The 22,544-nt window shown below is 60.3% G+C and carries 15 protein-coding genes and 1 tRNA gene; 11 read left to right on the top strand and 5 right to left on the bottom strand.

Annotated elements, in window-relative coordinates; genetic code table 11:
- Positions 1–266 precede the first annotated feature (266 nt).
- The 4 genes from HS101_11990 to HS101_11975 are packed head-to-tail and all read left to right on the top strand — an operon-like array spanning position 267 to position 4,873.
- The gene (locus HS101_11990; protein MBE7506983.1) at positions 267–1,046 is read left to right on the top strand and encodes a polyphosphate polymerase domain-containing protein; all 780 of its coding nucleotides are present in this window, start codon (positions 267–269) and stop codon (positions 1,044–1,046) included.
- Positions 1,043–1,756, top strand: coding sequence for a hypothetical protein (locus HS101_11985; protein MBE7506982.1), 714 nt, complete (start codon positions 1,043–1,045; stop codon positions 1,754–1,756). The genes HS101_11990 and HS101_11985 overlap by 4 nt, the downstream gene beginning before the upstream one ends.
- Positions 1,757–1,762: 6 nt before the next feature.
- Positions 1,763–2,935, top strand: a complete 1,173-nt coding sequence (locus HS101_11980; GenBank protein ID MBE7506981.1) for an HlyD family efflux transporter periplasmic adaptor subunit — start codon at positions 1,763–1,765, stop codon at positions 2,933–2,935.
- 60 nt (positions 2,936–2,995) lie between these two features.
- Positions 2,996–4,873: a lamin tail domain-containing protein gene (locus HS101_11975; protein ID MBE7506980.1), complete on the top strand. Its 1,878-nt coding sequence runs from the start codon at positions 2,996–2,998 to the stop codon at positions 4,871–4,873.
- Positions 4,874–5,626: 753 nt separating this feature from the next.
- On the opposite strand, the gene HS101_11970 is transcribed toward HS101_11975, so the two are convergent.
- The 5 genes from HS101_11970 to HS101_11950 all read right to left on the bottom strand — a co-directional run bounded on the left by HS101_11970 (position 5,627) and on the right by HS101_11950 (position 10,497).
- Positions 5,627–6,241 carry a histidine phosphatase family protein gene (locus tag HS101_11970; GenBank protein ID MBE7506979.1) on the bottom strand — a complete coding sequence of 205 codons (615 nt, stop codon included), beginning with the start codon at positions 6,239–6,241 and terminating at the stop codon, positions 5,627–5,629.
- Positions 6,242–6,346: 105 nt separating this feature from the next.
- The gene (locus tag HS101_11965; GenBank protein MBE7506978.1) at positions 6,347–7,105 is read right to left on the bottom strand and encodes an N-formylglutamate amidohydrolase; all 759 of its coding nucleotides are present in this window, start codon (positions 7,103–7,105) and stop codon (positions 6,347–6,349) included.
- Positions 7,056–8,291 (bottom strand): glutamate--cysteine ligase, encoded by a 1,236-nt coding sequence (locus HS101_11960; protein MBE7506977.1) that lies wholly within the window; start codon positions 8,289–8,291, stop codon positions 7,056–7,058. The genes HS101_11965 and HS101_11960 overlap by 50 nt, the downstream gene beginning before the upstream one ends.
- Complete coding sequence (locus HS101_11955; GenBank protein MBE7506976.1) at positions 8,288–9,763, bottom strand: RimK family protein; 1,476 nt, start codon at positions 9,761–9,763, stop codon at positions 8,288–8,290. The genes HS101_11960 and HS101_11955 overlap by 4 nt, the downstream gene beginning before the upstream one ends.
- Positions 9,763–10,497, bottom strand: a complete 735-nt coding sequence (locus HS101_11950) for a hypothetical protein (protein MBE7506975.1) — start codon at positions 10,495–10,497, stop codon at positions 9,763–9,765. Before HS101_11950 ends, HS101_11955 begins: the two co-directional genes overlap by 1 nt.
- Positions 10,498–10,725: 228 nt before the next feature.
- Here HS101_11950 and HS101_11945 point away from each other — a divergent pair, with 228 nt between their 5' ends.
- The 7 genes from HS101_11945 to ligA all read left to right on the top strand — a co-directional run bounded on the left by HS101_11945 (position 10,726) and on the right by ligA (position 22,485).
- On the top strand, positions 10,726–11,142 hold the full coding sequence (locus HS101_11945; protein ID MBE7506974.1) for an NADH-quinone oxidoreductase subunit A: 417 nt from the start codon (positions 10,726–10,728) through the stop codon (positions 11,140–11,142).
- 357 nt (positions 11,143–11,499) lie between these two features.
- Positions 11,500–12,939: a GGDEF domain-containing protein gene (locus tag HS101_11940; GenBank protein ID MBE7506973.1), complete on the top strand. Its 1,440-nt coding sequence runs from the start codon at positions 11,500–11,502 to the stop codon at positions 12,937–12,939.
- A gap of 1,052 nt (positions 12,940–13,991) precedes the next feature.
- Positions 13,992–16,664: a vitamin B12-dependent ribonucleotide reductase gene (locus HS101_11935; protein MBE7506972.1), complete on the top strand. Its 2,673-nt coding sequence runs from the start codon at positions 13,992–13,994 to the stop codon at positions 16,662–16,664.
- A 346-nt stretch (positions 16,665–17,010) separates the two neighbouring features.
- Positions 17,011–17,083: transfer RNA gene (locus HS101_11930), tRNA-Ala, on the top strand.
- Positions 17,084–17,255: 172 nt separating this feature from the next.
- Positions 17,256–18,062, top strand: coding sequence for a hypothetical protein (locus HS101_11925; protein MBE7506971.1), 807 nt, complete (start codon positions 17,256–17,258; stop codon positions 18,060–18,062).
- A gap of 241 nt (positions 18,063–18,303) precedes the next feature.
- Entirely contained in the window at positions 18,304–20,358 is a 2,055-nt protein-coding gene (locus tag HS101_11920) for a hypothetical protein (GenBank protein ID MBE7506970.1), read from the top strand.
- A 63-nt stretch (positions 20,359–20,421) separates the two neighbouring features.
- Positions 20,422–22,485, top strand: a complete 2,064-nt coding sequence (gene ligA, locus HS101_11915; protein ID MBE7506969.1) for an NAD-dependent DNA ligase LigA — start codon at positions 20,422–20,424, stop codon at positions 22,483–22,485.
- Positions 22,486–22,544 lie beyond the last annotated feature (59 nt).

Genomic DNA, 22,544 nt, shown 5'->3' with positions numbered 1-22,544 from the left:
CCCTAAATTGCCCTGTTCGACCTTTTTTTGAAAGAGATTGCACTTCGCGTTAAGGATTCGCTAAGATAGCGAACCAGGGTCAGCCGGAATAAGAAGCCAAGGTAATCGGTTGGGTATGCACTCAGTGCTGCTGAGTTCGACTTCGCATTTCTGCAGTATGAAGCGGTCGAAATGCAGAATGCGGGTTGTGCAACGCTCGACCATTTCACCTCCGGCGCATTTTAAGCATTGTAATAGGGTCGATTGTTATTTGAGCGGGGAGTTCGATGACGAATCCTTCGATTCGGACATCTTGGCAGCGCCACGAGGTGAAGTACTTCATTGACGAAGCGCTCGCGCTTCGCATCCGCAGGTATTGCGTCCAAAACCTGCGACTTGACCGAAATTGCCAGCCCTTCGCCGATCGCCAGTACCCGATCCACTCCGTCTATCTCGACTCTCCGGACCTTCAACTGGCGCGCAATGTCGAAGCGGGCGAGCCGGACCGCTTCAAGCTCCGGGTTCGCACTTATCGTCACGCCCTTCAGGCCGACCAGGGCCTTCCCGCTTTCTTCGAAATCAAGCGCAAGGTCATGGGCATCATCTACAAACAACGCTCGATCGTCGATCGCGCCGATGCCGTCCGGCTGCTGCGAAACGGCGCGAACTCCCATTGTCCAGGCACAGTTACGGAAACCGAAGCGAACGATAAGCTGGCGAAGTTTCAGTGGCTTCGGTATCAGCTTCGGGCGACGCCGAAGGTGGCGGTCTTCTATACGCGGGAGGCCTACGAACAGGATGCGGGCAAAGGCGTCCGGCTCAGCTTTGATCGCCGGCTTTCCTTTCAGCCGGTCGACTCCAATCAGGTCTCGGACCCGGGCGCCTGGTGGCCGGTACCGATTCGCGGCGTGATTTTTGAAGTCAAATTCACCGACACATACCCCGTCTGGCTGAAGAACCTGCTCGCATCGAGCGATCTCGTTCGTCGCGGCGTCTGCAAGTACACGCTCTGCCTGCAGGCCGCCCGGGGCGTGTCGCTGGACATGAAGGAGACTCGAATCGCATGAACAGCTTCATGGACGAAATCATGTACTCCCTTCAGGAGCCCACGGTGTCAAGCGCCGGGTCGCTGGTGCTGACCCTGCTCTCCGCCTTTCTCATCGGTCAGCTTAATGCATGGTTCTATAAGTGGACACACCGCGGCGTTTCCTATTCCCGCGGTTTCACCCAGTCGCTCGTCCTCATCACCATGATCGCCTCCTTGAGCATGATGCTCATCGCCTCGGCGCCGCTGGCGGCCTTCGGTCTGCTCGGCGGCCTGGCGATCATTCGCTTCCGTACGATCGTCCGCGACGCGCGCGACAATGTTTATGTTCTCCTGTGCCTCGTCTGCGGCATGGCGATGGGCCTGGGGTTCATTCAAATCGCCGCGATCGGGGCTCTCGGGGCGAATCTGATCGCCTGGTATCTTCACATGACCGGCTTCGGCGGCTGGCGTTCACTCGAAAGCGTGCTTCGCTTTCAAATCAGCGTCGGCGAATACGACGAGTCCGACCTTAAAGCCGTCTTCGCTCGTTACTGCAAACGACATACGCTCGTCTCCATCGACGAGGGCCCCGCCATGGAAAGCGGCGCCGGCAACGTCTATCAATGCGTCTACCGTGTCCGACTCCGCGACCCCGAGACCGCCCCGGACCTTCTCTCAACGCTTCGTGGCGCCAAACCGATCCGGTTCGTCAACCTGCTGGTCGATCCGGAGCACGAGGAGGTGGCGTAGACCAACATGGTTCCGCCCGCATCATCAACGGTTTCGTCCCGGCTGGCGCGCTGGCTAAAGCGCCTGCTCCGCAAAATGCTTGAGACTTACGGGCCCATCGCGGTCTGGCTCCTGGCCCTCGCGGCCGTGTTGGTGCTTTACTCGCGACGTTCGAACACCGGCAGCGTTGTGGCCTATGGCGAGGAACGTTCCATAACCATCGCCCACCTCGAACCCGGCATGGTGCGTGAACTGCGGGTCGAGCTTCACCAGATCGTCGAGCCGGGCGAGCTCCTGGCGAAGATGGACGATCGCGCCGATCGGCTTCGCCTTTCGACCATCTCCAAGGATTTGGAACGGCTGAAATACGAGGTCGAGGCCGAGCGAAGCCAGATAGAGATGGCTCAGGCCAGCGCAGATCTCGACGCCCGGGACCTGGCACGCCGGCTCCTGGTCGATCGCGAATCCGCCCACATTCAACACATGGTCCAGATCATCGAAAGGGCCGGTGATCAGGCCACCCTCGACGGAACCCTGGTCGAATACAACATCATGAAGCGCCTGTATGAAGAGGATCAGGCGAACTTCCGCGAGCTGAACCTGATGAAGACGCAGGTCGACGCCCTGCGGGCTCGCGTCAAGACGGCCGACGAGGCGCTGGAGCGCATGAAGAAGGCCTTCAAGGAAGCCGACGAGCGCTGGTTCGCCTTTACCGACGCACAGCAGGATCCTGTCGACTACGAATCCGTTCTCACGCCGATCCGCCTTGCCGCCGACGTTCGCGAAAGGGAGATTCGCGAACTCGTCTTTCGGATCGACCAGTACGTCATTCGTTCCCCGGCGCGTGGCCAGATCACGGCGATTTATGTCGAGCCGGGCGACCGCGTGCTGGCCGGCGAACCCCTGGTCAATATCTCCCCCACAGCCACCAATCGCGTCGTCGCGTTTCTCCCGCCGGAACGTTCGAAGTTTGTTTACCTCGGCGAGCCGGTTCGCGTTTTTCCCGTTGCCGCAACCAACGAACAAAGTCGTCAGGTGCAGGGCGCCGTCCTGAGCGTGGCCGACGCCATTACCGAGGCGCCGATTCGTTTCCGAAAAATGCCCTCCTGGCCCATCTGGGGTCGAGAGGTCATCGTCACCCTGTCGAACGACGCCACCCTCATGCCCGGCGAAGCGGTGACGCTCAGATTCGAAGAATAAACAAGATGCGCCCGATTCGGCGGCTTCAACATGCCGTGCCATCCGGCGGAGGAGAGAAAGATGCGACTCATCACGACCGTTGCGACGGCTATGATTCTTCTAAGCGCCGCCGCGACCGCGCGGGCGGCCGATGTCATCCTCAACGAATACAACGCCGTCGGCGACACCCAGTTTCTCGCCAACGGTTCGGCCGACACTTACTGGGGCACCGTTCTGGGCAACGGCGGCGACTGGTTTGAGCTGGTCGTCATCACCGACCATCTGGACATGCGCGGATGGACTTTGACCCTCAACGACAGCAGCCTGGCCGGCCCGCAAACCCTGACCCTCACCAATGACAACGTCTGGTCCGACCTGCGAAGCGGCACCATCATCACCGTCTCGGAGGAGCTCGGTAACAACGTCGACGACTATCAGCCCGCCCTCGGCAAGTGGTGGCTGAACGTCAAGGCCGCCGACGATACCAACGGCAGCTACATCACCAACTCCAACTTCCGCGTCAACAATGACAACTGGCAACTCACCATTCGCGACAGCCTCAACGCGGTGAAGTTCGGCCCCGCCGGCGAAGGCATCGCCCCCCCCAGCGGCGTCGGCAACAACGAAGTCTGCAAGCTGGAGGCCAATCCCTCCGCCGCCATCACGCCGCTCTCCGCCTACAACGACGGCGGCAGCAGTTCCTTCGGCGCCCCGAATCTCTGGAACAGCGGCGCGAGCGTGCAGAGCTTCTCCGCCCTGCGCAGCGTCCTGCCGTACTCCCCGCTCACCTCCGTCCGCATCAACGAAGTCCTCACCCACACCGACCCCCCGCTTGAGGATTACATCGAGCTGCACAACACCACCGGCAGCCCCATCGACATCAGCAAGTGGTACCTCTCCGACTCGCTCAACGACCTCACCCAGTATCAGATCCCCGATTTGACCACGATCCCCGCCAACGGCTACCTCGTCCTTTACCAGACCCAGTTCGGCTTCGGCCTCAACTCCTCCCAGGGCGATGACGTCGTCCTGTCACAGGCTGACGGCCTCGGCGTCATGACCGGCGGCCGCGACTATATCACCTTCGGTCCCGCCGAAAACGGCGTCTCCATCGGCCGCTACCCCGACGGAACCGGCCCCCTCTATGCGATGGTCTCGCGCACCCCCGGCGAGGCGAACTCCCTGCCCCTCGTCGGACCGATCGTCCTCAACGAGCTGATGTACCACCCGCCCGACCTGCCCGGCAACATCGACAACACCGACCACGAATACGTCGAGCTGCGCAACATCACCAACGCCCCGCTCGCCCTTTCGACCTTCTTTCCAAGCCCCGGCGTGACACACCCCTGGCAGCTCACCGGCGGCATCAGCCACGTTTTCTCACTCGCCGTGTCGATCGCCCCCAAGGGATACCTCCTCGTGGTCAGCTTTGATCCCATCGCTGAGCCGGCCAAGCTCGTCGACTTCCGCGCCACCTACGGCCTTGCCGACGACGTCCAGGTCATCGGCCCCTACTCGGGCCAGCTCAGTAACGGCGGCGAGCGCGTGCAATTGCTCAAGCCCGACACGCCGCAGTCTCCGCCGGAGCTGTTCGTGCCGTACATCCTCGTCGATGATGTGGAGTATTCCGACAGCGGCGCGTGGCCGACCTCGCCTGACGGCGATGGCTTCTCGCTGGAGCGCATCGACTCGACCTGGGTCGGCAACCTTTCGACGAATTGGGAAGCCAGCGGCCTCGTCGGCGGAACCCCCGGCTGCCCCAACGATCAGGATTCGCCCCTCCCCGCCGACATCGACGGCGACGGCCTCGCCAATCTCGACGACATCAACGCCCTGGTGGCGATCCTCCTCGATCAGTCCGTCGACTCCTGCCGGCTGGAACGCGCCGACGTCAACGCCGACCTCGCCATCGACGCCCTCGACATCGCCCCCTTCACCGCCGACCTGCTGGGGCCGTAAGGCACTGAATCTCCCGCGTGCCTCCGACCAGGCACAGCCCTTCATCCCAGTTGCTCGGACCAGTGCAAGTGTCGCCTTGCGCATCGGCCGACATACCGGAATCCCTCCCAAATCCGCGCGAGCGCTGAGCAGGTATTAACAATGAAATGCTCTGCGCACGATTCATCCCGTGTATCCCGCAACCGATCGCCGCCGGCTCGCTCCTCGGCCCACCGGGAGTTCTGACTGTCACGCCGCCGGACCGGTGTTTCACCAAAAACCACCTGAAACGCGCACTGCCCCAACCCACGCCCGCCACAAGCGTTGGCACAATTCCCAAAGCCCTTGTGTCACCTTATGTCACCTTCGCTTTTGCACGACTTACGCGAACGCCGCCGCCCCCCGATCCGAGCCGCGCGCGTCAGCAAGCGGTACCAGAAAATCCGGACTCCCAAACGCAATCAACACCCATCGCCGACGCAATCAGTACCGCCGCTTCTGCATTCACCTGGACCCTCTCGAATGCCCCCACGCAACCCCGCCGCCGCTCAAAATTTCGACGTTTCGACTTTTCGACGTTTCCCCCCAAACCGCCCAAAACACGAACCGCCCCAACCCATGCCCGCCACGAGAGTTGCAAGCGAAAAAATTCGGCTGTGTCACCTTATGTCACCTTCGAAATTGAGCCCTTTGCGGCCCCTGGCCCATTCAAAACAAGGGCGCGCGGATGGATTTGTCGGCCCGCGATGCCGCACTTCAAACCACTGGTCCGCGCTACAGCGGCGTGTCGAGGCTGCTCTCTGAACCGTAAATCGTCTTGATCCAGCGAACCTCTCCCGAATCCGGAATGACGGCGATGTACATGTCCTGATAGCGATTCGGCGGCCGGCCCGTCCCGCCCAGGCGCTTGTAAAGCTCCTCGTTGATGCCGGTCGTCCCGAGGCTGGTCGAGCCGATGTTCCCGACGAAGAGAACTGTCTGCCCGGCGTGATTCGCGAGTATGTCGTCGACCACGGCGTCGGCGAAGGCGGCGGTGTTGACGTAGTTGGCGACGATCCAGGGCTTGACGGTGATGCCCAGCGTCTGGGCCAGTGGCTCGGCGGTCTGCATGTTGCGGATGAGCTCCGGGGCGAAGATGGCGTTGACCCCGCGCTCCGAGAGAACGTCCTTCAGGACCTGGGCGCGGTTCTGGCCTTCGGCGTTCAAGGGCGGGTCGAGACCGGGATCGCGCTCGGCATGGCGCACCAGGACAAGGGTCGTCGTGGTGCCCGGCGGCGAGTTGGAAAAGCTGATGAGATTGAGGACGTCGCAGCCGGTCAAACAAACCGCCGCGGCGAGAATGGCGACAAGCCGCAGCCTCAATGCGGCAACACGAGAGCCAAGAAGCATCTGCTGTCTCCTTCAGATTTTAGACAATGCCCGCGAGCCGTCTCGGGCCTTTCTCCCGAACCAGCGAATATCTTAACTGAACTCCGCGTGAAATCTCGAATGCGATCACGAAACCGCCACAAGTGCCTGCGCCAATCCTTGGGCGATATTCGATTGAAGGGTCCGCCATCGCTTTGCGCTGCCCCGGCAGAATCGCTGGTTGACCTCCAATTCGATGCCGGCATAACGCGCGGCCGCCCCGGAGAGCGTGCGCAGGTACGTCGTGAATCCATCGGCGGTGCCGCGATAGGGTTGGTTCGCCCGGACAGTGAGCGACGGGTCACACTTCACGAGGCCCTTGCGCCAGGCCCTGCAGAACGCCGCCTCCAACTTTCGGGCGGGGTCGTAGAGCAGACCGATGTCGAGGTCTCGCCGTCGCCCGCGAAAGACCGGCGTGAAGGAGTGGATCGAAAGGTGAAGCACGCGCCGGCCGCCATCAAGCCAGCCTGCGATGCGTCGCTCGACTTTTCTCCGGTAGGGAAGGTAGTGGTCGCTGACGATGCGACCCTTCTGCGCTTGCGAGGCGGATCGGGTGATGGCCGAAAAAAAATCGTCGCTGTCCGGGGAGCGATTCAACTCAACCAAAAGCCGCGTCACATCGGAGAAAATCAGCGGCGCACGAACGTTTCGAGAAAGCCCTCGCGCAAGTTCAAGCGCGCCGGGATCGTATCCCCGGTGCGATTGCAAGAGCCGCCCCCGCCCGGCGAAGAGAGACTGATACGCCGCCGGCACGCGATGGCCGCCGTGCTCGCAGGTAAAGATGATGCAGTCAAACTTACGCACGCAGCATCCGGCCCTTCGCCAGGCAGTCGCAAAGCTCCGCATACACCTCGGCCAGCCGCTGCCGGCGAAAGTCGCCGCCGACCGCCCGAACGATCCGGCTCGACAGATTGCCCTCGCCGAGAATCACATCGAGCGGCGCTGTCGCACCCGCGATTTGCCCCGTGTGCGGCAAACAGGCTTCGCGCAAGTGACACCAGACCTCGCGGGCCGTGACGGACTGGTCGCCCATGCCGAGCGATCGCAGATATTCGCCGTCGGTGATGGCGGCCCGATCGCCCTCGCGGATGGTCGCCGTCAGAATCGGCTCCAGGGCATCGACCGAGAAAGACTGTTGATGCCCGACGTCCGACCATCGCTCGCCCGCCAACGCCTCCAGCGCCGAGCAGATCAGACTCAGCACGGCGATGTCGGCGGCTGGACACTCCTGAATGTCCAGCACGCGAATCTCGATCGTGTCGCGGTCAAAACGCGGAATCGCCCCGCGTGCGTTGGCCCATTCATCCTGAAGCAGCCCCTCCGCGTCGTGCGGCGCGAGGTCGCGATAGATTCGTTGCAGAATCTGATCCCGATAAGCCTGCATCGTGAATACGGGTTCCGGAATCACCCGGCCGGTGATGGACGGTATTCGCTTGCAGTTCGACTTGTAGGTGTTGAGCCGCGCATCGGCGAAACCGCCGGGCATTCCATCCATAAACGGAGAACTCGCCGCCAGCGCCGGGAGGATTGGCAGCAGCAATCGAATCGCCGCGTGCAACCTGCCAAATTCCTCGTCCCCGCAAAACGGCAGATTCAGGTGCACCGACTGAAGATTCGCCCACCCATGTCCGCGACAATCGAAGATGCGATCGAACGCCGCGTACACCTCGCCGTAGTCGTGCGGCCAGAGGCGCATCTCCTTATGGGGGTCCATCCACGGATGCATCGACGTGGGCATCAGCCGCCCACCCATCGGCGCAAGTATGTCGTTGATCCGTCCCACGCCCGACTGAAACGAATCCGCCAGCCGATCGAAAGACGAAACCGGCTCTCCGGTCTTCAGCTCGATGACATGCAGGACAAGCTCGTTGGACCAGCTCAAGTCGCCGAAGTCGACATCGCCGGTGATCTCCCCCGCCTGCGCCGCCAGCACTTTGTCGCTGATCGGACGAACGTCGAGGCTCGCCTGATCGACGATCATGTACTCCAGCTCGACGCCGAAGCGCTGAAACAGGTGATGGGGCCCGCTCATGACGACTTGCGGCCCTCGCCGTTGGTCTTGGCCTTGAGCCGCGCCAGAATGGAACCCATGACCCGGTCGTACAACTCGTTGCCGAGATACTTGTCCTCCTGGCCCGCGTCGATGTTGGGGTTGTCGTTGACCTCCATGACAAACACGCGGTTGCCGACCACCTTGAGATCGACGCCGTACAGCCCGTCGCCGATCGGCCGGGCGGCGCGAAGGGCCGTGTCAACGACGGCGGGCGGCACGTCTTCGAGCGGCACGGCCTCGACGCTTCCAAAGCGCGTCTCGGCGCCCTGGGTCTGGGCGATTTGCCAGTGCTCTTTGACCATGAAGTATTTGCAGGCGAAGAGCGGCTTGCGATCCAGCACGCCGATGCGCCAGTCCATGTCGGTCTTGAGGAATTCCTGTGCAATGATGAGGTCGGACTTCTCCAGGAGGCGATCGACGATCTCCTCGACTTCAGCCTCGGTCTCTGCCTTCATGACGCCCTGCGAGAACGAGCTGTCGGGCTGCTTGAGGATGCAGGGCAGACGCATGGCCACGCGGATCAGCTCCCGATTGTCGCGATGGATGATGAGGGTCTTGGGAATCGGCACGTCGTATCGATTCATCAACTCGGCGAGGTACACCTTGTTGCTGCACTTGGCGATCGACTCCGGGTCGTCGATCACCACCAGTCCTTCAGCAATGGCCCGACGGGCGAAGCGATAAGTATGGTGATTGACGGCGGTGGTTTCGCGAATGAAAAGGGCGTTGAACTCGGCGATGCGTCCGTAGTCGTCGCGGTCGATGAACTCCACGCCCATGCGCAGTCGCCGCGCCGCCGCGTAGAACTTGCGAAGCGCGCCCCGATTCGAGGGCTGATGCTGCTCGGCGGGGTCGTGAAGAATGGCCAGATCGTAAAGCGTCGGCTGACGCCGTCGCGCGGGCGAGCGACTCCGCGCGAAGTATTCCGTCGCGGCCTCGACGGCGAACGGCTGGTGCGACTCGGGGATGTCGCTGGCGGCGATCGGGCGGATGGAGTGCAGGGCCCACTGATCGTCCTCATGCCGGAACTCGGCGCGGAGGAGCGGGGCTTCGAACAATCGAAAGAGGCGCTGGCTCAGCTCGTCATAGGTCTTTGCGGTGTTTCGACCGAAGTAGATGCTGAGCGTGAACGTCGCGGACTTGATCGACCGCAGACTCTTACGAATCATGGCCTCAAGGTCTTCGGCGACGATGCGCGTGATCGTCAGGGTCTTCATGTCCTGAATGGTGGTGATGCTGGGCAGCGGCTTGTGGCCCCGGGCCATCGCCAGGAGCGAAACGTAGTAGCCGACACTCTGGTATCGATAGGATCGACACAGGTTGTAGACCTTCAGATTCCGAATGTCGCTGTAGTGCATGTCGGTCAAGTACGACTTGGCGGCAACAACCGGCGCGCCCGGGACGTGCAGCGGCCAGCGCTTCGGATTCTCAACGACAATGACGTGCGCCATTATTTCGCCGCCTTGCGACCCCGAACGATCTTTCGCGGTTCAATGATCAACATGTTTGCATCATAGGTGAGCACGCCGAGCAGGATCGCCCCGATCGCGCGGTCAACCCCGATTGAATAAACGTGGCCTTTGGCCAGCGGATTCGGATCGAGCGGGTCGGCCACCAAAACTTCCCGCTTCTTGCGGTTGTAGCTGCATAAGACGACAAAGTGCCCGCAGGGCACACCGCGAATATCGTCCTCCCGCCCTGTCTCTCCGTGCTCGCGGGGCATGCGATAGAGATAGGTGGCACTGAGCCCGGTCAGGATTGGTCGGTCATGGACCAGCGCATCGCGAATCAGCGACCTGCTGATGTCTTCGAAGTGGATTTCGCCGCCGAGATCCAGGAATTCGAGATACCCCTTCGTCGCCCTGCGAAGCTTGGGTGAGTGTTTCTGCTTCGCCTGGGCGACCAGCTTGGCGCGGAGATCGACGCGCTGACGTCCGTCGAACCACGACGGATCGAACACTTTCAGGTTAAATGTGTAAATCCTGGCGTGATATCCACGCCGAAGCGCGTGGCAGGCGAGGAAGACAGCCAGCGTGCCGCCCTGCTTCAGCGCGGGCACCTCGCGGATGACGCGGTCAAGGGAGAGCCTGTCACCGTAATGTTGGTAGACGGCGTGCAGACAGGTCGGTCCGCATGTGGTGCCGTCCGGTTGAGGCAGGATCGAAAATGGGCGCCGCTTGCTCAACGCATCATCCCAGCGTCTATCGCGGAAAGCCCCCGAACAATCGGAATGTCACGACCAAGCATCGGGCCGATACCCCAAGTGTGCGGACGCAGTCCACAACGCCCAACAGCATCCCAGTGGGTGGCTTCGTTGTCAAAGGCAGGGGCCACCGATCAGGCGGAAGCGGCGGCCGGGCCGGGCGGTCACGGCGCCCTTCCTCATCCATCGAATCCTGATTAGGATGCCGTTATGGCTGGAAACTGTGATTTGATGATGGCTGCGTCCGATCTCGGCTATGGCCCGATCGTGGTGCTGGTCGTTTTCACGATGGTCGTCTCGACCGTGATCATGTTGCTGACTCACCTGATCCCGAAGGCCAAGCGCACCGGCGACAGGAAGGACGCGACGTACGAATCGGGCATGCCGACCGTCGGCGATGCGCGACGGAGGTTCAACGTTCGGTTCTACCTCGTCGCGATGCTGTTTCTGCTGTTCGACGTGGAGCTTATTTTTCTGTATCCGTGGGCGGTGAACTTCATGAGCGCCCACTCGGCCGGTGACCTTCCGCTTCTGAACTTTCTCTTTGTCGAGATGGCAATCTTTTTCGGACTGCTGCTGGTCGGGCTGATTTACGACCTCGGCAAGGGCGTCCTCGAATTCGATTAGTCAACGTCGACGACCATGCAAGCACGAAAAGGCCGTCTTACACCGTGGATTGATCTCAAATTGCGACATTACGATACCTGCGCAAATTGCGCTCAAGGGACAGCCTCACTCGGAAGAATCAGTCGTTCGAGTGAGGAAAAAATCGCCACTCTCATTTTCGCTCAATTGGTTCCAAATCTCATTTACAACGCCGCTGATGGTGCCGATACTTTCTAGATAAATCCCAAATTCGTGACAAGCCGGGTCTTTAATCCGGTGTTGGTCACGACAGGGTCTCGCGCCAAGCTTGTTTAGAGCCATCGACGGTTGTGCCTTCCCTCATAGCGGAGCCGCCGCGATGAGATGGAGGCTCCTTTCTTGAAATCTTCGTTGTACGCTCAACTTGCCCGGACTCAACGTCTGCCGAGCCCGTCGACCACGGCACTGAAGATACTTGAGCTGGCCGAGTCGCCGGATGTCACCGTCAAACAAATCTCGGATTTAATTCTGACGGATCCGGCCATGTCGGCGCGCCTGCTCAAGTACGCCAACTCTCCCATGGTGGGTCCGCGGAGTGAAATCACCAGCGTTCAGCAGGCGGTCACGATGCTGGGTATCCGCAGCGTCAAAGTGACGGCGCTGGGATTCTCACTTGTACGAAAGAGCCACCAGCCCAAATGCCCTCACTTTAATTATGACGTCTTCTGGGCGCATGCGACGGCCATCGCCACGGCTGCCCGCGGGATCATGGCGGTCGGCTGTCCGGCGCGGGCGGATGAGGCGTTTACCGCCGGGTTGCTTGCGCGAATCGGCAGGCTCGCGTTTGTGACGGCGATGCCCGAGGAGTATGACGGCGTTCTGGCAAGACTGCCCAATCTCATGGCGGATGGGATCGACGAGGAGAAGGCGGTCCTCGGGGAATCTCACATTGAGATCGGCGCAGAGCTTCTGGGCCAGTGGAAGTTGCCTGCCCTGCTTGTAGATTCCGTGCGGTATCAGTTGAATCCGGCGGCAGCCCCGACCGCCGAGGCCAGGCAGATCGCCGAAGCCGTTCTCCACGCCAAGAAGATCGCGGACGTACTCTGCGGATTGTCGAAGGGCTTCGAGGGTAATCGGCCGCAGCAAGTGATTGAGATTTCCGTGATTGAAGATCAATTTCGGCAAACTGCCGGCATGTTGGGTATCTCGCTGGATGAACTGCCCGATCCAGAGGTGATCGAGGATCAGGCGCGCGATCTCGCGGAGCAGTTGAACGTGGCCGGCGGTCTGGAGCGTCAGGAATTGGTCAAGCAAGCGAAGAAACTGGAAAGCCAGGCGATCACCGACGGCCTGACCGGATTGACCAATCGAAAAGGGTTCGACGCGAGGCTCGCCGCGGAAGTGGAGCGATCGCGCCGGCACGGCCGCCCGCTCGCGCTGCTGATGCTCGACCTGGATCACTTCAAACAGGTGAATGACGGGTACGGGCACCAGATCGGAGACGAAGTCCTGAAGCAGGTGGGCCGGGTTTTGAAGGAGACGGTCCGAAAGTGTGACTACGCAGCTCGATATGGCGGTGAGGAATTCGCCGTGATCGCCGCGGAGAGCGAACTGCCGGCAGCCGCGTCTCTGGCGGAACGGCTCCGCATCGCGATCAGCGGAATCTCAATCAGCGTCGCCTCAGGATCGTATTCGCCGACGGTGAGCATCGGCCTGGCTGCTACGTCCATGCCGACGGAAACGCTGACCGCAGAAACGCTGATTGCGCAATCCGACAAGCTCCTCTATGAAGCCAAGCGCTGCGGGCGCAATCAATGCAAGTCCGGCCTGATTGGATAACCAGCTCACGTCAGGAATCAAACGACTCATGCGGCCCGGCCGATGGGTCAGTATTGCGGACGAGCGTCCTGGGCATGTGCTGCAAGGCGGCGCCGGTGGAAAACGCACGGAGTGATGTGAGCTCTCCGCTGCGGCCGTAGGGCGCGGTGAGCTGGAGATTGACCAACGCCGGCGAACCGCGGAAGACCGGCGGATTCTCAAAGCCGTCGATGTTTTCGAGGTTAACGCCGCGAGAACTGACGAGGAGGCGGGTATTCTCCAGTTCGGAAAGGTTTGGATCTCACTGATGCGAAGCGGGTTACCCAGTTTAGGGAGTATTCCCTTCCGAAAACCAGTTGCTTCGATGTTACGAAATCAGCCCGACCGATTTAATTGCAAGTCCCTAAATCTTCGTTGGCTTAGCGGCGGGACGCCTGGGTCTTAGCCGTGAAATGGCGACCGTTTGCGCGGTGAAATCGCGGCTTCCCGGGTTAGCGCGAGGGCTGACGGGCGCCATTCTGACGGCCCAATCGGCCCACGAGTGAATCCAGTCGCGAACGGTCAAGGCATTCGCGCGCTACCTGGGGGCGACGAATCCGCCAGTGAATTGTTGGGTTAAGTAAACTGGTAGGGAGGTTTTTTCGGACCTGTCGAGTGGGGTGCGACTCTAAGTCCGCGTAGGAGCGACAAGTTGTAATCGAAGTGGTCAATAATATGGGCAGTTTGCAGATTCACTCCATAAACCGAAATGCCTTCAAACCTTAGGAATACTACAATATTTTGATAAGATTTCGTTGACACCCCCTACATATTGGGGTATTAAACGGATTGTCCTCAAGCAATCGTAGAGGGCAATCCGAAGTTGATTATCGAGCCTGCAGCGAAGCGGGACCAGATGTGGCCTACCCGTAGGGGAGCCCGCCGCTTCGCGTTGCTCTCGTTGGAGTTCGACCTCGGTCAGATGGAATCAAACTCAATCGGTGGCGGCCGTTCGTGGCGACGGTCGCAATCGATTGATCAGGCGCGGCCGGCGGCGGAAAGCCGCGGCCCATATCGGGAACCGGGTGACAAGTATGGTGAATCTTTCGACGGATCGAATGAAGGTCGGCGACAAGGATGTCGCACCCTCGGCTCGCTATGGTGAGTTCGGCCTGACCGAAAATGCCCTGCGGGTTTTGCGCGCGCGCTATCTGGAGAAGAACGAGTCCGGGGAATGCACGGAGCAGCCGGACGACCTCTTTGAGCGGGTCGCGCGGGTCATGGCCGACGTCGAACTGACTTACGGCGGTAACGAGTCTTGTCGCAGCGAGTGGAAGGCGCGATTCAAGAATCTCATGGCGTCACGCAAGTTCATGCCCAACAGCCCGACCCTGATGAATGCGGGCCGCTCGATGGGCATGTTGAGCGCATGCTTTGTCCTGCCGGTTCCCGATTCAATCGACGGGATCTTTGATTCGATCAAGCATACGGCATTGATTCAGAAGGCGGGCGGCGGAACGGGCTTCGCCTTTGACGCCCTTCGTCCCACGGGCGACTACATCAAGTCAAGCGGCGGCACGACCAGCGGGCCGATCTCCTTCTGGCGAGCCTTCAGCGAGGCGACGAACGCGATTCAACAGGGCGCGTTTCGCCGGGGCGCGAACATGGGCATGATGTACGTCCACCACCCGGACATCATCAAGTTCCTGCACGCCAAGCAGGACCTAACCCAGTTCACGAATTACAACATCTCGGTGAAGATGACCGACGAATGGATGGACGCCTTCCTGAAGGACCCCCATTCACCGCACCTCACTCGAAACCCCCGCAACAATCTCGAGTTTTACGTCCCCAAGTCCGTGCGCATCGCGGACTATTCGGTCAAGGATCTGATTCCGACGGAGAAATACGACGGCCTGACGCCGGTTTACACGCGGCAGGATATCTGGGACATCATCATCAAACACGCGTGGCAGACGGGCGAGCCGGGCGTGGTTTTCATGGACCGCATCAACGAGGCGAATCCGACGCCGCACGTCGGCCGGATGGAAGCGACGAACCCCTGCGGCGAGCAGCCGCTGCTTCCCTACGAAGCGTGCAACCTCGGCAGTATCAATCTCGGCTTGTTCGTGAAGGATGCCTGTACGGCGGACGCGGAAGTTGACTGGGACGCCTTGCGGACGGCGATTCACGAGTCGGTTCGTTTTCTTGATAACGTGATCGACGCCAATAACTACCCGCTGCCGCAGATCGACGACGTCTGTAAGGCCAATCGCAAGATCGGCCTGGGCGTCATGGGCTTCGCCGATGCGCTCTATAAGCTCGGCGTGCCTTATAACTCCGACGCCGGCGTGTCATGGGGCGAGCGCTTCATGAAGTTTCTCAATGATGAATCCCACAATTACTCGGAGAAGCTGGCCCTGGAGCGCGGCAGCTTCCCGAACTGGACCAACAGCGCGTGGGACACGCAGCATCATCGCCCGATGCGCAACAGTTGTGCGACAACGGTCGCTCCGACCGGAACCATCAGCATTATCGCGGATTGTTCCGGCGGCGTGGAGCCGATGTTCAGCCTTGCCTTCTTCCGCAACGTCTTAAAGGGGCAGGAAGAAGGCAAGACCCCGATGATCGAGAGCAACGAGACGTTTGTTCACGTGGCTCGAGAGCGGGGATTCTACAGCGAGGGACTGATGGAACAGATCGCCAAGGAAGGCACCCTCGCTCATATTGATGACATTCCGGAGGACGTACGAGCCGTCTTCGTGTGCGCCCACGACATCTCGCCGGAATGGCATATTAAGATGCAGGCAGCTTTCCAGAAGCACTGCGACTCCTCGATCAGCAAGACCATCAACTTCCCGAGCGAAGCCGGCCCGGCCGACGTGGACGGGATTTACAGGATGGCCTACAGCCTGAGATGCAAGGGGGTCACCGTGTATCGAGATGGATGCCGCTCCAGTCAGCCGATGGCGCTGGCCGACTCGGAGAAGAAGCATGAGGAGATGAAGGCCAAGGCCGCCGGGAGCCCTTCGGCTGCCGTCGCGCCGAGCCTGGATCGTGAAGTCATCGAGCGCAAGGCCGAGGGCGAGCGAATGCGAATCACCACCGAGCGGAATCTCTTCGGCGAGCGAATCACCGAGGTTAAGAAGACCTCGCCCTCGCTTGAGCCGCGCGAGCTGCCCTCCATCACCAGCGGCATTCGCGTTCGACAGCAGACGCCGTTCGGCAACATGCACATTCAGATCACCGTGGACCCGCAGGCCGAGCGTGAGTTGGAAGTTTTTGCTCAGCTTGGCAAGGGCGGCGACATCGCCACCAGCGATCTGGAGGCCATCTGCCGGATGATCAGCCTGTGGCTGCGTGCCGGTGGGCGATTGTCTTACGTCATTAAGCAGCTATCGGGCATCGGCTCGTCGATGCAGATCCCGACGCGCGATGGCCGGATCATGTCGCTCGGCGACGGCCTGGCCCAAGGGCTCAAGAAGTACACCAAGGCCAAGGAGCGATTCGGCCTGCGGGCCCTGCTCCTGGGCGAAGTCGATCCTTCAAATGCGGATGCCGGCGCATCGCCGAAGAACGGAAACGGCAACGGCGGCGACAAACACGACGCCGATGTGACCATTACCGCCGGGCGACTCGCTGAGCCGGCTGTTCAGGTGGCCTCGCATCGCAACGATTACAAGTTGAAATGTCCGGAGTGCGGCGGGGTGCTCGATTTCGGTGAGGGATGCACTAAGTGCCACGGATGCGGGTACTCGCACTGCTAACTGTTAGCAGTTGACCTCTAAACCTACTTTGAATGAGCGAAAGGAGGTGAGAGAATATGGCTAAGAATGAGAAGTCTTCAAAGAAGCTAGCATCACTTGCTGGCAAAGTGCTAAAAGGGAAGACGAGTTCGAAAGCGGCGAAAAAGCTTGCCGGGTCAGTGCTGACCCAAGCTCCTGACCGCAAGAAAAGTCGTTAGGCCGGTTGATCTACTAGCCACGAAGCGACTACGGCTTCCCCTGAAGCGCGCGTTTGCTGCTCTCCGGAAACGGAGAAGCTGACGTGTCCAAATCGGACTGGGAAGGAATAAGTGGGCTGGAGGGCGAAAGCCCCCCAGCCGGGATTGCGGGCCCCGAAGTCAAATGCTTAGACGGCGGCCGTTGCATGGCCGTACTAGTGGGTTCAATTCCCACCGGGGCCTGCGATATTTTAATCGCGTTGACTTCAAATAGTTTGAGTGTTGAGTGGACCATATCAGAGATGTGCTTATATCGGTTTGCAGAACCGAAAGTCAAGCAAAAACTACAAAATATTGTTGACACCCAAGGAATGGGCCACAATATGTAGTTGCTTACTAAGGGAGCGGCATCGTTATGAGAGTTATCGAAGGATTTGAGATTCAAAAGTTCGAAAGCCTCGGGGTAGATAATCCCGAGGAAGAAAAATCCCGGTGGCTGGCATCGGATCTAATGAAGCTACTCGGCTACTCGGATGCTGTCTCATTTAACGGTGCCATCAATCGAGCGATCGCGGCTTGCGCAACATTGAACATCTCGGTTCATGACAATTTTGAAGTAATTCGACGTAGTTCAGACGGAAACGACTATTGGCTTTCACGGTTCGGATGCTACTTGACCGTCATGAATGGCGACGTCAAGAAGCCCGCAGTTGCCAAAGCCCAAGCGTACTTCATCTCTATCGCTGAAGCAGTTCGGCAGGCTTCTGAGGAATCAGAGAATGTTGAACGCGTAATCCTTCGTCGCGATATTGCTGAACGGGAAAAGAGTCTCAGTAGCGTTGCGCGACGTGGACAGATCGAAAATTACGCGAGGTTCCAGGATGCTGGCTACAGAGGCATGTACAACATGAGCCTGTGGCAAATCAAGCAGCACAAGGGCATATCAAAAAAGGATTCCTTGATTGACCACATGGGTAGGACTGAGCTTGCAGCAAATGTATTTCGCTTAACCCAGACGGAAGAAAAAATCCGTAGAGACAAGATCATGGGGCAGCTCCCTCTGGAGACCGCGGCTCGTGAGGTAGGTGGTATTGTCAGGGACACGATGATTGAAATCAGCGGCGCCGCGCCAGAGGACCTAAAACCAAGAGAGAGTATTAAAAAGGTCCGAAGTGGATTAAAGAAAACGCAGAAAAAGCTTGAGAAAGTAGTTCATAAGTGATTTCATCGACCGTCTTGCGGCCGCTGAAATAAAAATAATAAAAATGAACCTCTAAAAAAGACGTTCATGCTTCGAGGGTTCGCCCTCGATGATTTATCAGGAGCCGGGCAGAGGCAATCGGCTTCTTTCCCCTCCGGAAAGCGTCGGGCATTCCCAGTGAATCCTGACGCTTTCTTTTTGCGCGCTCGTGGCCGACCGTGTGCCTTGACCGAGATTCCAATGGTTAAGGCAAGCGCCGCTGATGGAGCCGCGAACATGCGTTATGCTCTACGCGGTCGAGCGGGGAGGCCGCCGACCTTTGGAGGTGCTTGTGCGTCGCGTGGCGGGACCGATCATCGGCCTCATTATTGTTGCCCTGGGCGTGGCCGTTGAAGCCCGCCGCGCTCCGGCTGTCTTTACCGATAGCGGCGTCCTCTTCACCGACCCAGATGATTACATGCGCCTGTATCGGGCCCGCGAGATTCTTGAGGGCCGGACATCGCTTGTCAGGCAGATGCCGGAGATCAATTGGCCGGTGGGCACGACATTGCACTGGACCGCGCCGATGGACTACCTCGTCGTCGCGGCGGCGAAATCCATCGGCCCGCTGCTGGCGGATAATCCGCAGGCCCGGCTCGACCGTGCGGCGGCTTGGCTGCCGGTCATCGTCGGGGCGATCTATGTTTCGCTGTTGATTCTGCTGCTTCAACGGGCCACGGGTTGGCCGATCGCATTGGCAATATCGTTGGTGGTCCTTGTTTCGCCCGCATTCCACAGGCCGTTTGCCCTGGGCCATCCGGACCATCACTGTCTGCTCGAGTTGCTCTTCATGGTCGGCGCGCTCTTGTGGCTTCCCAGGCGTACGCCGGATGGATCACCCGCGGTTCCATCCGAGCGGGCGGCCGTTCTCAGTGGGGCGGCGACGGGCCTTGCCTTGTGGGTCGCTCCTCAGGCGATGGCGGTGTGGCTGGCGATTCTGTGCGGCGCGACAATTGCGACCTTTCGCGCACCGGAGGCGCAACGTGTGACGTGGGCGACACGGCGTTTTGAATGGGGCTGCGTCGTCTTCTTTGTGGTTGCAACCGGCTTTCTGATTGAAAACTGGCCGACCGTCTCCGCCGCCGCGGCAGACAAGGTCAGCGTATTTCACGTCGCACTAACGCTGCTGGCGTTTCTCGCTCCATCGGGGGCCGTCACCGCGGCACGAGCGGGGATACTCAGCAAGTTTGTTCACGGTCTGCGCCACTGGACGCCGCTGGCCACGGGACTGGCTGTGTTCGCCGTTTGGGCACTCGTGCAGAGCGACCACATCTTCGGAGATGTCATGGGCTCCGAATTCATCCGCTGGTCGGCCCACATTGTGGAACTTCAACCGCTCTGGACGCGCACGGCGAGCCAATTCTCTCTCGCCCAATTGCACCTGTGGCTGGGCTTCTGGCCGTACGTTCTGCCGATCGCGCTGTGGTTCTTTGTGCGAGGCGGAATGCTGCCCGTCGGTCCTCGAGCGATGCTCGCCCTTTCGGCCGTGGGCTTTGCGGCACTGGCGATCATCCAGCGGCGATGGCTGGATCATGCCTTCCTGCCAATGACGACCGTCGCAATCATCGGCCTCATCGAATTGATCCGCCGTGCCTTGAAATCAACCCCAGCGCGGCCGTGGATGGATGCGGGGCTCCTCACAGCTACGTGCGTCGTGCTGATTTGGCCGTGCAGCGATTTTCTTTTCAAGTTTGAAAGCCCCAAACCGCATCCGACCAACCTGCGAACCGCGCATGTCGCCGCGCGGATCAGCGAATTTGAATCGCGCGCGGCGTCCCCGGAAACTCGCCGGGCCATCCTCTGCGAAGACGGCGAGGGACCGATGCTGCTTTATCGCACGCGGCTGCCGATCGTCGCCGCGCCTTATCACCGGGCGATGGAGGGCATCGTCGCGGCGGCGCAGTTCTATGCCGAGCGGGACGAATTGCTCGCCGTCCAGCAGCTTGAGAAGCTCGGCGTCAGGTACGTCGTCGTGCCGTTTCGACCGCACGAGCAACTCATGAATTACGAATTCATCGCCTACGGCGAGCTTCGTTCCTACGAGCCGCCGATCGAGACGATCGCCGAGTTCGGCCTGATTCATCGGGAGCTTCGCTACAAGCCTGAGATCTCGCAGTCGATGGCCTACCGCCTGGCTATGCAGCCGGACCAGCCGCCGACGGGTCTGCGGTGCATCGCCCGAATTCGCGAAGGGGCGCAGACGCAGGATGGCTACTCGGGGCTGCTCTACGTCGAGACGACGACGTCCATCCCGCCGCGCGAGGAAAGCGAACTCTAGCCGGGACGGTATATTTGCGGATTCGAAGAGCGCCGCCAACGTTACGCAGAAGGACCGCCCATCGTGAGCAACGTCGAGAAGGACATCGCCGAGCTGCGCGAGCAGATCAACCGGCACGATCATCTCTATTTCGTCGAAGGCAAGCCGGAGCTTTCCGATCGGGAGTATGACAAACTCTTCACGCGGTTGAAGGAAATGGAGGCGGCGCACCCTGAACTGTTCGATCCCGATTCGCCCACGCAGCGTCTTGGGGAGAAGCCGATCGAGGGCTTCCGGCATGTCACCCACGCCGCCGCGATGATGTCGATCGACAACACCTATAACGAGAGCGAACTGCGCGAGTTTGACGGGCGTGTCTCGCGCGGGTTAGAGGGGGCAAAGTACGAGTATCTCGTCGAGCCGAAGATCGACGGCGTGTCCGCCTCGCTGCGGTACGAGAATGGGCGGCTCGTGCTTGGTGCAACGCGCGGCGACGGAAAGACGGGCGACGACATCACGGCGAATATCCGCACCATTCGCGCCATTCCGCTGCGGCTGCACGGCAAGGGCTGGCCGGAGGTGTTGGAAGTGCGCGGCGAGGTCTATTGGCCGCGCAGGGCGTTTGACGCGTTCAACGCGCTGCGCGTGAAGGACGGCGAAGAGCCGTTCGCCAATCCGCGGAACGCCACAACGGGCACCCTCAAGAGTCTCGACTCGGCGGCCATCGCCACGCGAGGTCTGTCCTTCATCGCCCACGGTAACGGCCAGATCGTCGGGGCGAAGTTCGACCGCGGCTCAACGCTGTTTGCGCAGCTCCGCGCGTGGGGCATTCCGACGAGCCCGCATCAGAAGCTGTGTGAGTCGATCGACGAAGTGGTGAAGTTCGTCCACGAGTGGGACGCGAAGCGGCGCGATCTGGAATACGAGACCGACGGGCTGGTCATCAAGGTGGATCGGATCGACCAGCGAGATGTTCTCGGCGCGACGAGCCGGTATCCGCGGTGGTGCATCGCCTACAAGTACGCGGCCGAGCAGGCGGAGAGCAAGCTGCTGAACGTCGATTTTCAGGTCGGCAAACTCGGGACGATCACGCCCCGCGCGGTGATGGAGCCGACGCAGTTATCGGGAACGATTGTCCGGCATGCCAGTCTGCACAATTTTGACCAGGTCGCCCGGCTGGACGTTCGCATCGGCGACACGGTGGTGATCGAGAAGGCGGGCGAGATCATCCCACAGGTGATTCGGGTCGTGATTGAAAAGCGGCCCAAAGGGACGAAGAAGATTGAGCCGCCGACGAAGTGCCCGGTCTGCAACGGTGAAGTGGAGAAGGATGAGGGCGGCGTTTATGTGCGGTGCATCAACCCGTCGTGCGATGCGCAGATCAAGGAACGGCTGAAGTTTTTCTGCGGCCGGGATCAAATGGACATCGAGAGCCTCGGAGAAGTGATGATCGAGAAGATGGTGGACAAGGGCTGGCTCCACGCTTACGCCGACATCTACAAGCTGCCCGGTCGTCGCGATCAACTCATGACGCTGGAGATTGAGCAGCAGCGCAAAGACACCAAGACCTGCGAAACGAAGAAGAGCATCGTTCAATTCGGCGAGAAGCGCACCGACAAGTTGATTGAGGGGATCGAGGTGAGCAAGGCGAGGCCGCTGGCGCGCGTGCTGGCGGCCATGAACATTCGCCACGTCGGCGTGAGCACGGCGGAGATCATCGCCGAGCACTTCGGCAAAATGGAGAAGGTTGCCGACGCAACCGAGGAGCAGCTTCAGGAAGTTGAAGGCGTCGGGCCGGAAGTGGCGGCGTCGATCCGGCAATTCTTCGGAAGCACGGCGGGGCGCAAGGCGTGGCAGGGCCTGCGCGACGCGGGCGTGAACATGACACAGCCGAAGCGCCAGGTCAGTGGAGACCAGCCGCTAACCGGCAAGACGCTCGTCGTGACGGGCACGTTGAAGAACTTTTCGCGCAGCGAGATCGAGCGGCTCATCAAGGACCTCGGCGGCAAGACGTCGGGCAGCGTGAGCAAGAAGACGGATTACCTCGTCTGCGGTGATGAGGCGGGGAGTAAATTGGAAAAGGCAAAGTCGCTAGGCGTGAACGTACTTACCGAAGATGAGTTTAAGAAATTAGCAGGAAAAATATAGTTCCACAGCCGTGACACAAAAAAGGGCTCACCGCCGAAAGGGTGAGCCCTTGTTTTTGT

The sequence above is a fragment of the Planctomycetia bacterium genome (assembly GCA_015075745.1).
GTDB lineage: Bacteria > Planctomycetota > Phycisphaerae > UBA1845 > UTPLA1 > UTPLA1.
The sequence above is the reverse complement of the archived record's forward strand: the minus strand, read 5'-3'. Positions and strand labels throughout refer to the sequence as shown.

What these genes read in the sequence shown, in the direction of transcription:
- HS101_11990 (MBE7506983.1), top strand. Translation starts at nt 267, where the DNA reads ATGACGAATCCTTCGATTCGGACATCTTGGCAGCGCCACGAGGTGAAG.
- HS101_11985 (MBE7506982.1), top strand. Translation starts at nt 1,043, where the DNA reads ATGAACAGCTTCATGGACGAAATCATGTACTCCCTTCAGGAGCCCACG.
- HS101_11980 (MBE7506981.1), top strand. Translation starts at nt 1,763, where the DNA reads ATGGTTCCGCCCGCATCATCAACGGTTTCGTCCCGGCTGGCGCGCTGG.
- HS101_11975 (MBE7506980.1), top strand. Translation starts at nt 2,996, where the DNA reads ATGCGACTCATCACGACCGTTGCGACGGCTATGATTCTTCTAAGCGCC.
- HS101_11970 (MBE7506979.1), bottom strand. Translation starts at nt 6,241, where the DNA reads ATGCTTCTTGGCTCTCGTGTTGCCGCATTGAGGCTGCGGCTTGTCGCC.
- HS101_11965 (MBE7506978.1), bottom strand. Translation starts at nt 7,105, where the DNA reads ATGCGGAGCTTTGCGACTGCCTGGCGAAGGGCCGGATGCTGCGTGCGT.
- HS101_11960 (MBE7506977.1), bottom strand. Translation starts at nt 8,291, where the DNA reads ATGAGCGGGCCCCATCACCTGTTTCAGCGCTTCGGCGTCGAGCTGGAG.
- HS101_11955 (MBE7506976.1), bottom strand. Translation starts at nt 9,763, where the DNA reads ATGGCGCACGTCATTGTCGTTGAGAATCCGAAGCGCTGGCCGCTGCAC.
- HS101_11945 (MBE7506974.1), top strand. Translation starts at nt 10,726, where the DNA reads ATGGCTGGAAACTGTGATTTGATGATGGCTGCGTCCGATCTCGGCTAT.
- HS101_11935 (MBE7506972.1), top strand. Translation starts at nt 13,992, where the DNA reads ATGGTGAATCTTTCGACGGATCGAATGAAGGTCGGCGACAAGGATGTC.
- HS101_11925 (MBE7506971.1), top strand. Translation starts at nt 17,256, where the DNA reads ATGAGAGTTATCGAAGGATTTGAGATTCAAAAGTTCGAAAGCCTCGGG.
- HS101_11920 (MBE7506970.1), top strand. Translation starts at nt 18,304, where the DNA reads ATGGAGCCGCGAACATGCGTTATGCTCTACGCGGTCGAGCGGGGAGGC.